Annotated in this window: 17 protein-coding genes; 6 read left to right on the top strand and 11 right to left on the bottom strand. The window is 52.3% G+C overall.

Annotated elements, in window-relative coordinates:
- Window positions 1-15: 15 nt before the first annotated feature.
- The 3 genes from ACX9GT_RS04885 to ACX9GT_RS04875 form a co-directional block, all read right to left on the bottom strand.
- The gene (locus ACX9GT_RS04885; RefSeq protein WP_473190077.1) at window positions 16-1,299 is read right to left on the bottom strand and encodes a polysaccharide deacetylase family protein; all 1,284 of its coding nucleotides are present in this window, start codon (window positions 1,297-1,299) and stop codon (window positions 16-18) included.
- Window positions 1,300-1,481: 182 nt separating this feature from the next.
- Window positions 1,482-2,252: an ABC transporter permease gene (locus ACX9GT_RS04880; RefSeq protein ID WP_473190076.1), complete on the bottom strand. Its 771-nt coding sequence runs from the start codon at window positions 2,250-2,252 to the stop codon at window positions 1,482-1,484.
- On the bottom strand, window positions 2,249-3,172 hold the full coding sequence (locus ACX9GT_RS04875) for an ABC transporter ATP-binding protein (protein ID WP_473190075.1): 924 nt from the start codon (window positions 3,170-3,172) through the stop codon (window positions 2,249-2,251). The genes ACX9GT_RS04880 and ACX9GT_RS04875 overlap by 4 nt, the downstream gene beginning before the upstream one ends.
- A 189-nt stretch (window positions 3,173-3,361) precedes the next feature.
- Here ACX9GT_RS04875 and can point away from each other — a divergent pair, with 189 nt between their 5' ends.
- The gene (gene can / locus ACX9GT_RS04870) at window positions 3,362-4,018 is read left to right on the top strand and encodes a carbonate dehydratase (RefSeq protein WP_459399877.1); all 657 of its coding nucleotides are present in this window, start codon (window positions 3,362-3,364) and stop codon (window positions 4,016-4,018) included.
- Window positions 4,019-4,060: 42 nt separating this feature from the next.
- Here can and hpt read toward each other — a convergent pair whose 3' ends face one another.
- Window positions 4,061-4,597 carry a hypoxanthine phosphoribosyltransferase gene (gene hpt, locus ACX9GT_RS04865; RefSeq protein WP_459399878.1) on the bottom strand — a complete coding sequence of 179 codons (537 nt, stop codon included), beginning with the start codon at window positions 4,595-4,597 and terminating at the stop codon, window positions 4,061-4,063.
- 94 nt (window positions 4,598-4,691) lie between these two features.
- Window positions 4,692-6,329, bottom strand: a complete 1,638-nt coding sequence (gene cueO / locus ACX9GT_RS04860) for a multicopper oxidase CueO (RefSeq protein ID WP_473190074.1) — start codon at window positions 6,327-6,329, stop codon at window positions 4,692-4,694.
- Window positions 6,330-6,536: 207 nt separating this feature from the next.
- Between cueO and ACX9GT_RS04855 the strand changes: the two genes are divergently transcribed.
- From ACX9GT_RS04855 to ACX9GT_RS04835, 5 genes are all read left to right on the top strand, one after another.
- Window positions 6,537-6,884 (top strand): YacC family pilotin-like protein, encoded by a 348-nt coding sequence (locus ACX9GT_RS04855; RefSeq protein WP_473191508.1) that lies wholly within the window; start codon window positions 6,537-6,539, stop codon window positions 6,882-6,884.
- A gap of 111 nt (window positions 6,885-6,995) precedes the next feature.
- Window positions 6,996-7,859, top strand: a complete 864-nt coding sequence (speE, locus tag ACX9GT_RS04850; protein WP_473190073.1) for a polyamine aminopropyltransferase — start codon at window positions 6,996-6,998, stop codon at window positions 7,857-7,859.
- A gap of 27 nt (window positions 7,860-7,886) precedes the next feature.
- Window positions 7,887-8,681 (top strand): adenosylmethionine decarboxylase, encoded by a 795-nt coding sequence (speD, locus tag ACX9GT_RS04845; RefSeq protein WP_473190072.1) that lies wholly within the window; start codon window positions 7,887-7,889, stop codon window positions 8,679-8,681.
- A 399-nt stretch (window positions 8,682-9,080) separates the two neighbouring features.
- Window positions 9,081-9,353, top strand: a complete 273-nt coding sequence (locus ACX9GT_RS04840; RefSeq protein ID WP_473190071.1) for a CD3324 family protein — start codon at window positions 9,081-9,083, stop codon at window positions 9,351-9,353.
- Window positions 9,354-9,490: 137 nt separating this feature from the next.
- Window positions 9,491-10,237 (top strand): SAM-dependent methyltransferase, encoded by a 747-nt coding sequence (locus ACX9GT_RS04835; RefSeq protein WP_473190070.1) that lies wholly within the window; start codon window positions 9,491-9,493, stop codon window positions 10,235-10,237.
- A 28-nt stretch (window positions 10,238-10,265) separates the two neighbouring features.
- Here ACX9GT_RS04835 and ACX9GT_RS04830 read toward each other — a convergent pair whose 3' ends face one another.
- The 6 genes from ACX9GT_RS04830 to acnB all read right to left on the bottom strand — a co-directional run bounded on the left by ACX9GT_RS04830 (window position 10,266) and on the right by acnB (window position 17,578).
- On the bottom strand, window positions 10,266-11,024 hold the full coding sequence (locus tag ACX9GT_RS04830; RefSeq protein ID WP_473190069.1) for a DeoR/GlpR family DNA-binding transcription regulator: 759 nt from the start codon (window positions 11,022-11,024) through the stop codon (window positions 10,266-10,268).
- 13 nt (window positions 11,025-11,037) lie between these two features.
- The gene (locus tag ACX9GT_RS04825) at window positions 11,038-12,051 is read right to left on the bottom strand and encodes a D-threonate 4-phosphate dehydrogenase (RefSeq protein ID WP_473191507.1); all 1,014 of its coding nucleotides are present in this window, start codon (window positions 12,049-12,051) and stop codon (window positions 11,038-11,040) included.
- Window positions 12,011-13,282 (bottom strand): D-threonate kinase, encoded by a 1,272-nt coding sequence (gene dtnK / locus ACX9GT_RS04820; protein WP_473190068.1) that lies wholly within the window; start codon window positions 13,280-13,282, stop codon window positions 12,011-12,013. The genes ACX9GT_RS04825 and dtnK overlap by 41 nt, the downstream gene beginning before the upstream one ends.
- Window positions 13,279-14,235, bottom strand: coding sequence for a 2-keto-3-deoxygluconate permease 1 (locus ACX9GT_RS04815; protein WP_473190067.1), 957 nt, complete (start codon window positions 14,233-14,235; stop codon window positions 13,279-13,281). The genes dtnK and ACX9GT_RS04815 overlap by 4 nt, the downstream gene beginning before the upstream one ends.
- 177 nt (window positions 14,236-14,412) lie before the next feature.
- Window positions 14,413-14,775: a protein YacL gene (gene yacL, locus ACX9GT_RS04810; RefSeq protein ID WP_473190066.1), complete on the bottom strand. Its 363-nt coding sequence runs from the start codon at window positions 14,773-14,775 to the stop codon at window positions 14,413-14,415.
- Window positions 14,776-14,980: 205 nt separating this feature from the next.
- On the bottom strand, window positions 14,981-17,578 hold the full coding sequence (gene acnB, locus ACX9GT_RS04805; protein ID WP_473190065.1) for a bifunctional aconitate hydratase 2/2-methylisocitrate dehydratase: 2,598 nt from the start codon (window positions 17,576-17,578) through the stop codon (window positions 14,981-14,983).
- Window positions 17,579-18,112: the final 534 nt, after the last annotated feature.

Raw genomic sequence — 18,112 nt, 5'->3', positions numbered from 1 at the left:
CACCCGGTTTTTTCTTTATTGCGTTACCAGCTTGCCTGGCTTGTTGGCAATCCGCTCCGCCATGGTCGGAATGGAATCAGTGCGCAGAATATATAACCGTTTCAACGTATATCGATTATCCCCGAGCTTCACTTTCCCCTGCACGGTGGTCAGCGCCATATGCAACCCGGCATCTTTTGACGCTTGAATACCATTCTGGTTATAACCACCAAACGGATACGCCAGATACAGCACATGCGGATTAAATTGCGACAACGCACGCCTTGAACGCTCAAGATCGAATTCAATATTATGCAGCGAGCGGCTCAGCAAAATCGGCCGACGCTTATTGTCCAACCGGTGTAAGAAATGAGTATGTGTTTGGATATCAAACACATCCTGAATTTCCTTCAGCTCAGAAATGCTCATAAACTGCAACGCATCTGGGTTCCATTTCTGTGGATGACGTTTGATCCGCGAAGAAATGACAAACGCCGTCGCACGGAAGCCGTAGGCCTTCAGCACCGGATAGGCATAGCGATACACCGATTTCAACCCGTCATCGAAAGTCAGCACCACCGCTTTGCCCGGCAGGTTAATCTGATTATTCAGATAGGCTTCCAGCTGATAGAGAGAAATAGTGTCATAACCCGCCTGCTTCAGGTAGGTCATCTGGTTACTGAATGCAACGTCTGAAGTGGTGGTTGAGGTATTGCGGAAACGCTTGTTCTCTTCGTTCTTCAGCATATGGTGATAGGTCAGTACCGGGATCCCGGTGTCGATCTCGCCATCCAGTTCGCTGACATATCCTAGACGTTCGCCGATATTCACTTCATACCAGGTGTTATTCAACCGGTCTTTCAGCTTGCCAATGATCGGGTAACGCAGGTTCTCTTCGAGCACGCCGAAGACTTCACTTTGATTATCAGCGGCAGTGTAAACGTTGAGTGGCCGGGGGGTAATCAGGTTCTGGTTGGTCAGCGGCTTATTCAGTTCCCCCAAATCGTCCTTCATCTTTTTTCGCGATTTACTGGTGCCCCGCACATCATTTTTATCAATAAAACCGGTACCGTGACCAAACTTGAATTCATAGTATTCCGCAGCCGCAGGCAACACCTTAAGCAGTTGCCCCCGCTTCACTTCCCCCACCGGAATAACATGCTCACCGATCAGCGAATAAACTTCGCTATCGCGTTGCACTTCCATGTATTCAGGTTTAACAGCGCCGCCTTCCGACAGCAAATTCGCCAACGCTGCCGGTGCTATCAACGACATAAAAATGCCGAGTAGCATCACCGCTATTTTATGTTGAGGCCGCATGATTTGCTCTGCTTACGAGTACATAGTGAAAAATGGAGAAAATGTGGAGCGTCAGCATAACACGATTTTTAGAACGGAGAGAAAGGGGTTATTAATGCAATTCTATAGATTTCGTTAGTAGCTGTGTCAGATCAAACAAACCTCTCTCTCCGCAAGCGGAAGAGAGAGGGAACCGGCTCCCACTAAGAGCGCAGACCGCGGCCGCGTTCGATCAGATACCAGGCCAGCGCGTAGAACACCAGGATAAAGGCCACCAGTACCGCCATGGTAAACACCAACGGCACATCGGAAATACCGAGGAAACCAAAGCGGAAACCGCTGATCATGTAGACGATCGGGTTCAGTTTCGATACCGCCTGCCAGAACGGCGGCAACAACGTCAGCGAGTAAAATACCCCGCCCAGATAGGTCAGCGGCGTCAGCACAAAGGTCGGGATCAGGCTGATATCATCAAACGTGGTGGCAAACACTGCGTTAAGCAGGCCGCCCAGAGAGAACAGAATCGCCGTTAGCAGCAGCGTCACCGCGATCACCCACCAGGCATGTACCTGTAACGGAACGAAGAACAGCGAGATCACCGTCACCAGGATGCCCACGCAAACACCACGCGCAACGCCCCCACCAACATAACCGGCAATCACCACATGGGTAGGAACCGGAGCAACCAGCAACTCTTCAATGTTGCGCTGGAACTTGGCGCTGAAAAATGACGCCGCCACGTTAGCATAGGCGTTGGTGATCACCGCCATCATGATCAGACCGGGAACGATAAACTGCATATAATCAAAACCGTGCATTTCACCGATACGCGAACCAATCAGGTTGCCAAAGATAATGAAATAGAGCGTCATGGTGATCACCGGCGGAACCAGAGTCTGGATCCAGATACGCGTAAACCGGTTAATCTCCTTGGCCCAGATGCTCTTCAACGCCACCCAATACAAATGCATCATGATTTTTCCCCATTACCGTTAACCAGGGTGACAAACAGCTCTTCCAACCGGTTAGCCTTGTTACGCATACTCAACACCTGAATACCTTGCGCACTCAGTTGAGTGAACAAACCGTTCAGCCCTTGCTCACGCATCACGTCCACTTCCAGCGTGGAGGTATCCACCAAGCGGCAAGGGTAACCGTCAAGCTTCGGCAATGGGCTTTTCGCTGCCAGATCGAGAATAAAAGTCTCTGACTGCTGCTTCGCCAGCAGCTCTTTCATTGAGGTGTTTTCCACCAGTTCACCGTTTTGGATAATGCCGATATTGCGGCACAGCATTTCTGCTTCTTCCAGATAGTGGGTGGTCAGGATGATGGTGGTGCCCTGGGCGTTCAGCTCTTTCAGGAACCCCCACATGGAGCGGCGCAGTTCAATATCCACCCCGGCGGTCGGTTCATCCAGAATCAGCAGCTTCGGCTGGTGCATCAAGGCGCGAGCGATCATCAGGCGGCGTTTCATGCCGCCGGAGAGCATACGGGCCCGCTCATTGCGCTTGCCCCACAGATCGAGCTGATTGAGGTATTTCTCTGCCCGCACCTGCGCCTCGCGCCGCGTTACGCCATAATAACCCGCCTGGTTGACCACAATTTGCAGCACCGTTTCAAACGGGTTGAAGTTAAATTCTTGCGGCACCAGCCCAAGCTGACGTTTGGCGTTAACGATATCTTTATCGATGTCGTAACCAAACACTCGCACGGTGCCTGAGGTCTTGTTGACCAGTGAGCTGATAATGCCGATGGTTGTCGATTTTCCGGCGCCGTTCGGCCCCAGCAGGGCATAAAAATCCCCCGCCTCGACGTTCAGATCGATACCGCGCAATGCCTTTACGCCACCCGCGTAAGTTTTGGTCAACCGCGCTATTTCCAGTGCATAATTCATAGGTTAGAGAGTACCTTGTGGAGATGTGTATGCTGCTGTGTCTGACAATGAGAGCGAGTTTACCATCAGCCGCATTCTGACTACGTCGAATCCGTGCGAAAAATTAGCCTCACTGTTCCGATTTCCAAATTGTGACGCTTGCCATATATTACATCAACGCAATTCGTTCATTACAGGCCAATAACCGCCATGAAAGAAATCGAAAGGCTCATCGCCAACAACCATACCTGGTCCGACACCATCAATCAGGAAGACCCCGGCTTTTTTGAACGTTTATCACAGGCGCAAAAGCCGCGATTCTTATGGATTGGCTGTTCCGACAGCCGCGTTCCCGCTGAACGCCTGACCGGCCTGGAACCAGGGGAACTGTTCGTACACCGTAATGTGGCGAACCTGGTGATCCATACCGACCTGAACTGCCTGTCGGTGGTGCAATATGCCGTCGACGTACTGGAAGTTGAGCATATCATCATCTGCGGCCACCTGGGCTGTGGGGGCGTAGAAGCGGCGGTAGAAAACCCGGAACTGGGTTTGATCAATAACTGGCTGCTGCACATCCGCGATCTCTGGTACAAACACAGTTCACTGCTGGGCGAACTGGAGCCGGAACAGCGCTTGGATGTGTTGTGCGAAATCAACGTGATCGAACAGGTTTATAACCTGGGCCATTCCACCATCATGCAGTCCGCCTGGAAACGCGGCCAGAAAGTGATGATTCACGGTTGGGTATACGGGATTCAGGACGGCCGCTTGCGCGACCTGGAAGTGACCGCCACCAGCCGCGAAAGCCTGGAGATGGGCTACCGCAAGGCAATAGCCACACTGTTGCAGGACAAAGGCTTATAACCTGCCAGCAAGGCGCGGCTACCGCGCCTTGTGCCAGATCGCTTATTCGTCCAGCAAGACCACTTTGCCGATATACGGCAGATGGCGATAACGCTGGGCATAATCGATACCGTAACCCACCACGAATTCGTCCGGGATCGCGAAACCGACGTATTCCACCGGCACATCCACTTCGCGGCGCTCCGGTTTATCCAGCAGCGTACAGATCGCCAGGGATTTCGGCCCGCGCAGCGCCAGGATCTCGCGCACTTTGTTCAGCGTGTTGCCGGAATCGATGATGTCTTCAACGATCAACACGTCTTTGCCACGAATGTCTTCATCCAGATCTTTCAGGATCTTCACATCGCGCGTGGTGGACATACCGCTGCCATAGCTGGAGGCGGTCATAAAATCGACCTCGTGCGACACCTCAATAGTGCGGCACAGATCGGCCATGAACATGAAAGAACCGCGCAACAACCCGACCAACACCATATCACTGCCGCTGTCGCGGTAATCTTCGGTGATCTGGCGGCCAAGTTCAGCGATACGGGTCTTAACTTCCTGCTCGGAAATCATTACTTCTACGGTGTGTTTCATAGTTTTCAGGTCAGTTGCCGGAGGAAAGGCGCAGAGTTTAGCATAGCTGGCAGACAGTGGCGACGCGAGTGCATCGCCACCGCTTGCTCGACGATCAGTCAATCACGTTAAAGCCCAGCATCATGCCGGTATCTTCATGCTCCAACAGATGGCAATGGGCCATGTAAGCATGCTCCGCATTGGCCAGATGGTTGAAACGCACCAGCACTTCACTGCGTTTACCTTCCACCAGCACGGTGTCTTTCCAGCCTGCGCGATGTGCCGCTGGCGCTTGGCCGTTTTCCGACAGAATGCGGAACTGGGTGCCATGAATATGGAACGGATGCAGCATCATGTCGCCCTCACCAGAAATGGTCCACTTCTCATACTGACCACGCTTGGTGGTAAACATCGGCTTGGTCATGTCAAAGGCTTTACCGTTGATCATATTGCCATTGCTGAAATCAAAGGGTTTCTCACCGTGGTTCTTCCCGGCCATGTTACCGTGATCCATTCCCGGCATGCTGCTGTGATCCATGCCTTTCATATCGCCATGATCCATCCCGGCCATACTGTCACTGCTCGCCTTACTGGCGTTGCCATGATCCATACTCATGCCCGCCATCGCCTGGTGACCATAGCGATCCATCAGAGCCTGCATTCCCAGGGTATCGAGTTTGGGATCCATCGACAGTTGCAGCAAACGATCCTGCAAGCCCGCTAACGGCGGCAGTGCGGGCAATTTTACCAGGCTATCCGGCATGGTTTTCACGCCCTGCGCCAACGAAGGCTGAATGCGCAGCACCGGCAACAGCTGATCGAACGGCGCTAGCGTCATCCCCATCTGCACCACCGGCAGGGTCACGATATCAAACGGCTTGCCATCAGAGGCATCCACCAGCACTTCAAAACGCTCGCCCATCAGGATTGGCAATTCGGTCAGTTTTACCGGCTCAGCGAGGAAACCGCCATCGCTGGCAATCACATATAAAGGCCGGTTATCGCTGGTAACCAGATTGAGTGAGCGCGCGTTACAGCCGTTGAGAAAGCGCAAACGCAGCCAGCCACGCGGGGCAGCGTGCTGCGGATAGGCCGCGCCGTTGGTAAACATGCGATCGCCAAACCAACCGATGGCCGCACTCATCACGTCCAACTGATATTCGAGCTGGCCATCTTTACCCAGGCGCTTGTCCTGCAAGATCACCGGAATATCGTCTTTACCCCAGGTTTTCGGCAGCGGCAATTGGCTGCTTTCATCATCTTCCAGCAGCACCAATCCGCCCAGCCCCATCATCACCTGCTGGCCGGTTTTGCCGTGGGTATGCGGGTGGAACCAACAGGTGGCGGCAGGTTGATCGACCGTAAAACTCACCGTGCGCGTGCTCCCTGGATGGATCAATGCATGCGGGCCACCGTCGACATCACCGGGGATCTCCAGCCCATGCCAGTGCACGGTGCTAGCTTCTGGCAATTTATTATTGATATCGACTGTAACCGGTTTACCACGCTGCAAACGCACCGCCGGGCCCAGCAACGCGCCGTTGATCCCCCAGGTGCGAGTTGCGGCGGCTGGCAGCCAGTTCATTTCACCGGTTTGCAACGTCAGTGCAATCTTGCCCTGCGCATCGGGCAGCAATAACGGTGGGATCGGCAAAGCGGGTTGTTCGGCTGCCCTGGCAGCACGGCTCCACAGAGGTAAGGCACTGGCTGCGCCCAACGCAGCGGTCAATTTAATAAAATCACGGCGTAACATCGCTGACTCCCTTTTTCAGTGATTGATAGCTCAACGCCAGTAGCCTAAACCCTCCCCTTGCTGGAAGGTCAAGCAATAGATTTAAAGATGTTGTCAATGCGACTACGGGACCAAGCACTTTGGTTATACTCTGAATAAGTAATAAATTTGCTGCCTTTGCAGGCAAGTGTGGTAACGTCAGTGAATAATGAACAGGTCTATTTTATGATGAAAAAAACAACGTTATTGATGCTCTTGCTGACCACGCTGGGCTTTTCCAATACCAGCCTGGCGCTGAATGAATCTGAGGCAGAAGATCTGGCCGATCTGACGGCAGTTTTTGTCTATCTTAAAAATGAGTGCGGATACAATGAATTGCCTAATGCGCAAATCAAACGCGCCATTGTCTATTTCGCTCAGCAGAACCGCTGGGATTTGAGCAATTACAATAGTTTCAATATGAAGATGCTGGGCGAAGAGAGTTATCGCGATCTCAGCGGGATTGCTATCCCAACCGCTAACAAATGCAAGTCTCTGGCCCGCGACTCACTAAGCCTGTTGGCTTACGCGAATTAAACATCCCCCTGTTTTCAACGCCCTCGATTCTGAATTCTGCCGTGCATCCTCCGGCAGAGTTAGCTATCATATTTCGCCCATTTTCATGGCTGTTTACGGAGTTTCCCGCACATGACCCAGAAAGATATTTGGTATGAAACATTACATGCCAACTTCGGCCAGTACTTCTCGGTTGAGAAAGTGTTGTTCCGTGAAAAAACCGGGCATCAGGACCTGGTGATCTTCGAAAACCCGGTGCTGGGCCGCGTGATGGCGCTCGACGGTGTGGTGCAAACCACCGAACGCGACGAGTTTATTTATCACGAAATGATGACCCACGTGCCGTTGCTGGCGCATGGCCAGGCGAAGAAAGTGCTGATCATCGGCGGTGGCGATGGCGGCATGCTGCGCGAAGTCAGCCGCCATGCCGGTGTTGAACAGATCACCATGGTCGAGATCGACGCTGGTGTCGTTGAGTTCTGCCGCCAGTACTTGCCTAATCACCATGCCGGTGCCTATGACGATCCGCGTTTCAAGCTGGTGATCGATGATGGCGTCAACTTTGTGACTCAAACCGCTGAAAAATTCGATGTGATTATCTCTGATTGCACCGATCCGATCGGCCCCGGTGAGAGCCTGTTTACCTCTGCGTTTTATGAAGGCTGCGCACGCTGCCTGAATGAAGAGGGTGTTTTTGTAGCCCAAAACGGCGTCTGCTTCTTACAGCAAGACGAAGCGGTCAACAGCCATACCAGACTGAGCCAATACTTCAACGATGTCAGCTTCTATCAGGCGGCGATCCCGACCTATTACGGCGGTATCATGACCTTTGCCTGGGCGAGCCAGAACCCAGCACTGCGCCAGCTTGATGCGGCCACGCTGCAACAGCGCGTGACTCAGAATGATTTACACTGCCGCTACTACAACCCGGCAATTCATGTGGGTAGTTTTGCTCTGCCACAGTATTTGCTCAACGCACTGAACGTGACACGTTAAGCGAGAAGATAAGGAAGGTGAACCCAATTGCATAAGCTAAAACTGCACGGCTTTAACAACCTGACCAAGAGCCTGAGTTTTTGTATTTACGATATTTGTTACGCCAAAACTGCGGACGACCGCGATGGCTATATCGCCTACATTGACGAGCAATACAACGCCAACCGCCTGACCGAGATCCTCAGCGAAACCTGCTCGATCATTGGCGCCAATATTCTGAATATCGCGCGTCAGGATTATGAACCGCAGGGCGCCAGCGTGACGATTCTGGTGAGCGAGGAACCGGTCGATCCTAAAGATGTCGATACCTCGGAGCACCCTGGCCCGCTGCCGAAAACGGTGGTCGCGCATCTGGATAAAAGCCATATCTGCGTTCATACCTACCCGGAAAGCCATCCCGAAGGCGGCCTGTGCACCTTCCGCGCCGATATTGAAGTCTCTACCTGTGGGGTAATTTCACCGCTCAAGGCGCTGAACTACCTGATCCACCAGTTGGAATCCGACATCGTCACCATGGATTACCGCGTACGCGGCTTTACCCGCGACGTGAACGGCATAAAACATTACATCGATCATGAGATCAATTCGATCCAGAACTTTATGTCGGAAGATATGAAGTCGCTGTACCACATGATGGATGTAAACGTGTATCAGGAAAACATTTTCCATACCAAGATGCTGCTGAAGGATTTCGATCTGAAGCACTACCTGTTCAACGCCAAGCCGGAAGAGCTAAGCACCACCGAACGTAACAGGATTACCGATCTGCTGTGGAAAGAGATGCAGGAAATTTACTACGGGCGGAATATTCCGCATCTGTAATTCGAGGGAACAGGGCAACGGGCGTTGCCCTGTACGAGTTGTTGTTATTTCTTAACAAACTAAAATTAATAGATAAGAAATGTTTTTACAAATATTTTACTCGCTATTAGACCAACAAAATCTGTGAATACTGATGGATATTAAACGGACGGTAAAAAATTTTGGGGGCCGGTAATAAAACTCTGCATGCCGTATATTGACCAGATCACTTGGCTGGCATATATTTACCAATAAGGCACAAGCCTTATTGGTAATAAAAAAGTATATTAAATTAAAGGTGACTGAATGTTTAATCAATTGGATTGGGTTCGTTATGCATAGCAAGAGCTATTGCATAGCAACATAACCTTTCAAGCAATAGCTCTTGCTCCATCCTGACACAACATTAGGAGAGGCATAATGAGCTATAAAAAAGCAAACAATATATTACCGTATAATTTATTACATGCGATTCAGCAGTATATAGACGGCGAATATATTTATATTCCACGTAAAGCAGACAACAAACTGCCGTGGGGTACAAATACCGAGACGAGGGAAAGTCTCCAGGCAAGGAACAAGGAAATTCTAGCCAGACGTCTGGCTGGTTGTTCTGTTAGTGACTTGGCGGAACAATATTTCTTGTCAGAAAAAACCATATACAAAATCATTAATGCCAGTAAAAACGGCTAAAAATAAAAGCGCCCTAACTTGGTTTAAGGCGCTTTTTCCTTTCTGAAACGATGAATAGGGTGCATTCCCCCTCCATACTTCATACGCTACTGGTATATCACCAGTATCAACCAATTGAGAAAAAAGGGGTTTTTACCTTGGATATCCCACGTATTTTTACTATTACCGAAAGCGCTCACCGCATCCATAACCCGTTCACGCAGGAAAAGTACGCCACGCTCGGAGCTGCCTTGCGCTTGAAGCCGGAGACTCGAGTACTTGACCTTGGCAGCGGCTCGGGCGAGATGCTATGCACCTGGGCGCGTGACCATAAAATCACCGGCCTCGGCGTCGATATGAGCCAACTGTTCTCCACTCAAGCGGAACGCCGAGCTGAAGAACTTGGCGTCGCCGACAGGGTCCAGTTCGTCCACGCAGATGCTGCCGGTTATGTTACCGACGAAAAAGTCGGAGTAGCTGCCTGTGTTGGTGCCACATGGATTGGTGGTGGCGTTGCCGGAACCATCGAACTTTTGGCAAAAAGCCTCTGTCCCGAAGGCATCATTCTCATCGGTGAACCTTATTGGCTGAAATTACCGCCAACGGAAGACATAGCCAAGGGATGCGGAGCCAATGCCATTTCCGACTTCCTCATGCTCCCAGAGCTTATTGGATCATTCGAAACCCTCGGTTATGACTTAGTAGAAATGGTTCTGGCTGATCAGGAAGGCTGGGATAGATACTCGGCAGCCATGTGGCTCACCATGCGTAAATGGCTCAAAGCTAACCCTGACGACGGTTTTGCGAAAGAGATTCGAGCGCATTTGACCTTAGAACCCAAACGCTATGTTACGTATACGCGTGAATATCTTGGATGGGGTGTGTTCGCTTTGATGGCGCGATAATGTGGGACAACCAAACCGGCCCTGTCTTTCACACCAGATGCAAGCCACAGGGTAAATCAGCCAGTTGTTGCTGCGCTGCTACGGGCAAAGATTTATCGGTCACAATATCCGTCAGGTTGCTGAGCGGTGCCACGCAGAATAACGAGTAGGCATCGTATTTGCTGCTGTCTGCCAGCAATACGCGCTGCCGCGCATTGGCCATCAGATCCTGCTTCAGGCCCGCCTTCTCTTCGGTGGGGGTGGTAATACCTTTCTCAATGCTCCACGAGTTGCAACTGACAAAAGCCATATCCGGGTAAATCCCCCGCAATAATCTGCGCCCATGATCGCCGATACAGGACTGGCTGCTATCGTCAATTCTGCCACCGATAATCGTCACTTCTATCTGCTTGAACCCTGAAAGAAACAGGGCGATATGCAGATCGGCAGTGATCACCCGCAACGGCAGATGGGTTAAATGCCGAGCCAGTTCCAACATGGTGGTTCCGGCATCCAGCACCAGCGAGTCGCCAGCCTTAACCATCGTCACGGCATGGCGGGCGATCGCGCGTTTTTCCTGCGGATAACGCAGTTGCTTCTCGTTGGTAGTCGGTTGTGCAGGGATAAACCGGTTGAGCGCCACACCGCCGTGGCTGCGGTTGATAATCCCTTGCTCATCCAGCTTGATCAAATCGCGCCGGATGGTGGCAGGAGAAGCATCAATAGCGCTGACCAATTGCTCAACGGTGACCAGATTATGGGCTTTCAGGAACTCCAGAATCTGGTTCTGACGACTTTGTGGCTTCATAACATCCGTCTGATCATGCCAACTGCGTGGCCAGTTTAATCGAGATCGCCATGCTCTCAGACTTGGCTTTACCTGTCCAGGCAATATCAAACGCAGTACCGTGATCAGCGGAAGTACGAATAAACGGCAAACCGGCGGTAATATTCACCCCATCATAAAACCCGAGCAGCTTAAGCGGGATATGGCCCTGATCGTGGTACATCGCTACCACCATGTCATATTGCCCCTCATACGCCTGCAAAAACACGGTATCCGGCGGGCATGGGCCATAAACATCGATCCCACGCTGTTTTACCGCCGCGATAGCCGGGCCGACAATCGTGATCTCTTCATCACCAAACAGGCCGTTCTCACCCGCATGGGGATTGACCCCGGCAACGGCAATGCGTGGCTGTTGATAACCAACACGCTTGAGGAAAGTGCTCGCCATCGCCACCACCGTCTCAATGCGTTCTGCATTCAAGGTATCCAAGAATTTACGCAGGGCAATGTGCGTGGAAACATGAATGACTTTCAGTTTGTCGGTATACAGCACCATGGCGTAATCCCGGCTATTGGTCAGGTGCGCCAACAGTTCGGTATGACCAGGATACAGATGCCCAGCCAGATGCAATGCTTCTTTGTTCAATGGCGCAGTGGCTATCGCCTTGACCTCGCCAGCCATCGCCAGCTCGGTGGCACGCTTTACACAGCGATAGGCCAGATCGCCCGCCTGCGATTGCACTTTCCCTGGTATCAGCGCAGCGGGATCCTCCAGCGGTTCATCAATAATGTTGAGCACTCCGGGTGCAAAGCGTGCCTCCGAAACGCGTTGGATCGGCTTTAATTCCACTGCTGGCACGATCCGCAAAGCCTGAATACGTTGCAACGTTTGCAGACAACCCACTACGACCACAGGCGCTCCCGCCAACTCTCCTTCAGACAGTGCCTTGATGATAATTTCTGGCCCAATGCCTGCCGGATCCCCCATAGTGACTGCAATCGTGTTATTTCCCACTGTACATCTCCTCAATAAAATAAAGAGCATCACGCAGCGTTGACGCGCCGCCAAACCCGCCAGCTTTAGTGATCACCGGCAAATCGTCTATTTCGCTATTAACGAAAGTACCGCACGGGACGCAAGGGGCCACCTCATGGGTGATGCGGTATCCTTCTGCACCTAGCGCTCTGGCAACCGCAATCGCGATATCTCCACCGGTAAGGAATAACCCACCAATTTGTGACTGATTGATAATCGCCAGCGTGATCGCACCCAATGCCTCGCTGATCCGGTCGCCTAACTGTTGGCGCGTAAGGTGGTGCCGTTCACACAGCAGTTCGATCATCTGGCGGGCATTGGCATCCCGACAGGTACGCAACACACAGTGTTGCCGGTCTCTTAGCACCGCTGCTGCCTGACGGGTGATCGCTGCAAGCGCATTCTGGTGGTCTGGTTGCAATAACGCTTCAACATCTACATCCACTACGCCCAGCAATTTTTCTTCTGCTGCAAAAACAATCTGTTGCTGGGTAGCCTCACTCATCGAACCGGCGACCACCAGCACCGGCAACTGCTGACGAGCGGCAAGATAGCAACTTGCAGGTAGCGCATTGGCTAACCCGGCAGCCCCTACCAGTAAATAGCGCGCGCTAAGTTGCAAGGTTGCCTGTGCCAACAGCGCCAGATCGCCATCAGTTTCCGCATCAACCACCACCATCGCTGGGCCTATCTGGCCGATCTTTTGTAATTCAGCACCTAACTTGCCAGCGCGTACCGTCAGCAGATCCAACTCATAAACAGGATAATCGCTCTGCAACGCAATCAAGGCCTTAATGTGTGAAGACACAATCGGCGTTTTCGGATCGCTGGCAAACTCGGTTTCAGCCAGCGGCACCCCATTAACCCAGCATTGGCCATTGCGGGTCACCCTACCAGCAGCAGGAATCGCGGCGGCAACGATCGCCAGTTGCGCACCGCTGGCAACCATGGCGGCTTCTACTTCGGCCCCCACGTTACCGCGAAAGGTAGAGTCGATCTTTTTATACACCAATGGCGGAACAGCGCTTTGGCCGTAGGGCCGCAAGGCTTCGGCAACCTTGGTTTTAGCCATTGAGGCTGTTAATGCCCGGCTTTCCGTGTTGATCACCAGCACATCCGTACGCTGTGTGGAACGAAGTAACCCATTGAGAACCACGTCGGTACGCGCGCCCTTTTTCGCCAATTGCACCCCGGTGTCATTGGCACCGGTAAAATCATCAGCGATCACAATCATCTTCATACCGTTTTCTCCACCGCAGTGCCCTTCGCAGCATTACGCTTCGCCACCCAGGAGGTGAGTATCGGGGTCAGTATGGCGGTGGTGATCACCGAAGCAGCGATCAGCGGTGCAGCAGCAGCGGCCACGCTGGCCAATGAAGGATCCGCCTGGGCAATTGCCAACGGCGTGGCCACCGCATTACCTGCGGTACTTGATGCCGCCGCACCGGCGATCCCCGAACCGCCCACCAGCCGATCTGCCTTGATGTTAAAGAAACCGCCGACAAACGTGGTCAATACGCCGAGCAGCACCCCGGCAACGCCGCCTTGCAACAACATTTCCAGATTGATCCCCGCACCCAGAGCAAATGCAAAGAAAGGGATCAGGATCGGGCCGCCTTTGGTCAGGAAATCGCGCATCTGATGATCCAGATTCCCCAGCAGCATGCCCACCAACAGCGGGACCAGTACCGCTACCAGTGCCATCATCGGGATGTTCGCCATGCCTGCGGCACCGAGAGCGATCATGGTGAAAAATGGCCCATCATTCAGCGAAAGAATCGAAATCGCCCCCACATCCCGTTCATTACCGAATTCCCCCACCAGTGCCGCATATAAGCCACCGTTGGAGTTACTCATAGCAGCAATGATCGCCAGGCCAGTAAGACCAAAAATCCCTTCTGTACCAAACAGATGTTCAACGCCTAATCCCAATGCCATGGCAACCAACAATTTGGTCAGCGTGATCGTACCGCCTTGCAGTAGCGCCTGTGGAGCCGCCTTGAAGCTGATACCTGCCCCCATGCACAGCAAGAAAGCACCAATCAACGGAGCTGCGCCGTTCTTGAACAGCGCCGTGGTAAAACCGCCGATTTGCAGCGCCTGCGGAGCAAAGGTGTTGATCATTGCGCCAAGCACCAGTGGGACAACCATCATCCCTCCAGGGATTCTCTCTATTGCCGCCTTAATTTTCATCCTTCCCTCTCATTTTTGATTACTTTCAATCAAATTGATTATATTGAATCAAAAAAGACAAAACGAGCGCTGAGTCTCAGATTGAAAAATCAGAATTATGATTTTTTGATTTAATTTAATCAGCATGAAGTGAAAGAGGCACTCTCCGGCAGGAGGCACCTCTTTAAATAGGGGGAATCAGTAATTCAACATAAAGGAACGATAAGCCTTCAGCACCGCCAATAAATCTTCTATACCGCAGAAAGAGAGGCTTTCTTCGTCATAGTAATTCATTCCCTCTTCCATTTCGTCGCCTTCGAACTCCAGTTGATTGGCACGAATCATCACTTCTTCACCATCCATCAGCAGGGTGTATTCATGGCCTTCCAACTGCCATTGACGCTCGCTGCCTTTGACTTCTGCCGCACCGGCTTCGATACGATCCAGCAGATTGAAATCGCCTTTAACCTCTTCGTTGATCCAGTGCCCGATGGCCTCATGCCCCATCGAAAATCTGACTATCACCTGACCGGTAACGTCACGCAGAAATTCGTAATCCATAGCATGCCCTCCTGAGCCGTTTTTATTAGTTTAAACGTTAATTCGCGACTGTCTCAGTGAAAGCTCGCAAAGTGAGTAACTGGGTGAAATAAAACAGCCGCGCAATATAGCGGTTTCATCGGGGCTTTAAAAGGAACCCTCTTCCCGAGCGGCAAAAAAAACGGGAACCAAAAGGCTCCCGCTAATATTGGAACAACTTACCGAATTACACTGCGGTCTGGAAAATCACACCATCAGCTTTTTCAGTGTACTGGCTCAACTGGTCGAAGTTCAGGTAGCGATAGGTATCCGCTGCCGTTTTGTCGACCTGCGCCATGTAAGTTTGGTACTCATCTGGCGTTGGCAAACGGCCCAGCAGCGATGCCACTGCCGCCAGCTCTGCGGATGCCAGATAAACGTTAGCACCATTCCCCAAACGGTTCGGGAAGTTACGTGTCGAAGTGGAAACCACGGTCGCACCATCGGCCACACGTGCCTGGTTACCCATACACAGTGAACAGCCTGGGATCTCGATCCGCGCCCCGCTCTTGCCAAAGACGCTGTAATAGCCCTCTTCGGTCAGTTGAGCCGCATCCATCTTGGTAGGTGGCGCAACCCACAGGCGGGTTGGCAGTTGGCCTTTGTGCTGATCCAACAGTTTACCCGCCGCGCGGAAGTGGCCGATGTTGGTCATGCAGGAACCGATAAACACTTCATCGATCTTGCTGTTGGCTACATCGGACAACAGGCGTGCGTCGTCTGGATCGTTAGGCGCACAGAGGATCGGTTGCTTGATATCGGCCAGATCGATTTCGATCACTGCCGCGTATTCTGCATCCGCGTCGCCTTGCAGCAGTTGCGGATCCGCCAGCCATTTTTCCATGCCCTGAATACGGCGCTCCAGAGTACGACGATCGCCATAGCCTTCGGCAATCATCCACTTCAGCATCACGACGTTGGAGCTCAGATACTCCTTGATCGGCGCTTTATCCAGTTTAATGGTACAACCGGCAGCAGAGCGCTCAGCAGAAGCATCCGCCAGTTCGAATGCCTGCTCGACTTTCAGCTCCGGCAGGCCTTCGATCTCCAGAATGCGGCCAGAGAAGATGTTTTTCTTACCTTTCTTCTCAACGGTCAGCAGGCCCTGTTGGATCGCATAGTAAGGGATGGCATGCACCAGATCGCGCAGGGTGATACCCGGCTGCATTTTACCCTTAAAGCGCACCAGCACCGATTCAGGCATATCCAGCGGCATCACGCCGGTCGCGGCAGCAAACGCCACCAGGCCGGAGCCCGCCGGGAAGGAAATCCCGATTGGGAAACGGGTATGAGAGTCACCACCGGTACCGACGGTATCCGGTAGCAACATGCGGTTCAGCCAGGAGTGGATAATACCGTCGCCAGGGCGCAGCGAAACACCGCCGCGGTTCATAATAAAGTCTGGCAGAGTGTGATGGGTAGTCACGTCAACCGGCTTAGGATAAGCAGCGGTATGGCAGAATGACTGCATCACCAGATCGGCAGAGAAGCCCAGGCAAGCCAGGTCTTTCAGCTCATCACGGGTCATCGGGCCAGTAGTATCCTGTGAACCTACGGAAGTCATCTTTGGTTCACAGTATTCGCCAGGGCGAACGCCCGCTACGCCACAGGCGCGGCCCACCATTTTCTGCGCCAGCGAGAAACCTTTGCTGCTGGCCGCAATCGGCTTGGCAATACGGAATACGTCACTGTGCGGCAGGCCCAGCGCTTCACGCGCTTTGGTGGTCAGGCCACGGCCGATAATCAGCGGAATACGGCCACCGGCGCGCACTTCATCCAGCAGCACGTCGGTTTTCAGCTCGAAGCTGGCCAGCAGTTTGCCGGTTTGGTGGTCACGCACTTCGCCTTTATACGGGAAGATGTCAATCACATCGCCCATATTCAGTTCAGATACATCCACCTCGATCGGCAATGCACCAGCATCTTCCATGGTGTTGAAGAAGATTGGCGCAATTTTGCCGCCCAGCACCACACCACCAGCGCGCTTGTTCGGCACGTGAGGAATATCGTCACCCATAAACCACAACACCGAGTTGGTAGCGGATTTACGGGAAGAGCCGGTACCCACTACGTCACCGACGTAAGCCAGCGGGAAACCTTTTTTGTTCAGTTGTTCGATCTGCTTGATCGGGCCAACGTTACCCGGCTGATCGGGGGTAATGCCGTCACGTTCGTTTTTCAGCATCGCCAGAGCGTGCAGCGGGATATCCGGGCGTGACCAAGCATCCTGCGCCGGAGACAGATCATCGGTGTTGGTTTCACCGGTAACTTTAAACACGGTAACGGTGATCTTTTCTGCCAGCGGTGAACGTGACAGATACCATTCGGCATCGGCCCAGGACTGCATGATCTGCTTGGCGTGCGGGTTGCCTGCTTTGGCTTTCTCTTCTACGTCGTAGAAGTTATCGAACATCAACAGCGTGTGGGATAACGCTTTGGCCGCAATCGGTGCCAGTTTGGCATTATCCAGCGCGTCGATCAGTGGATGAATGTTGTAGCCACCCTGCATGGTGCCTAACAGTTCAACGGCTTTTTCGGGGGTAACCAGGGGAGAAGTGGCTTCGCCTTTGGCGATAGCGGCCAGAAAACCTGCTTTGACATAGGCGGCTTCGTCGACGCCCGGTGGTACACGGTTAATCAGCAGGTCTAACAGAAATTCTTCTTCGCCTTTTGGCGGATTTTTTAATGATTCAACCAGCGCCGCCATTTGTGTCGCATCTAATGGCTTAGGGACGATGCCCTCTGCAGCACGCTCGGCCACGTGCTTACGGTATTCTTCTAGCACGACTTTCTCCTCGCTCTCATTGTCATTTATGGTGCCTGGCGTTTTATACCCTTCATCGTTCGAGTTGCGCTGTTTTGGCTGCAAATATGAAAGGCATAATCCTGACGGGGCACTGCTGTCGATATCCTGGCCTGTAAGGTACAGTGCCCGGTTCCGCTCGGCCAGCATATCAGGATCTGAAACGCTTGTTAATTCGTTCACATAAAAGCAACATTAAATCTTTGCTGAATCGTTGAGTGCAGCGTAATCGGCTGCAACGCAGGCGTGACGTTAGTTACGGTCCAAACGCTCAGCCAGATGAGAACAACACAACATCCATATTTTTACAATGGTTATTGATTGTGTCGAGGGGAGATTTGCAAGCAGCAGATACAAAAAAACCGCCAATTACGACGGTTCTTTTGTATCCATACGGTGTTAGCAGGCACCGAACGGATTTTTTACATCGTTAAAACGATACAAGCACTACCAAGCAGCAACATTGTGCGTAAAATTGGTTAAAAAATCAACCAACCGGATGTAAAGAATCTGTTT

The organism is Serratia sp. YWN4 (assembly GCF_055790845.1).
The sequence above is the reverse complement of the archived record's forward strand: the minus strand, read 5'-3'. Positions and strand labels throughout refer to the sequence as shown.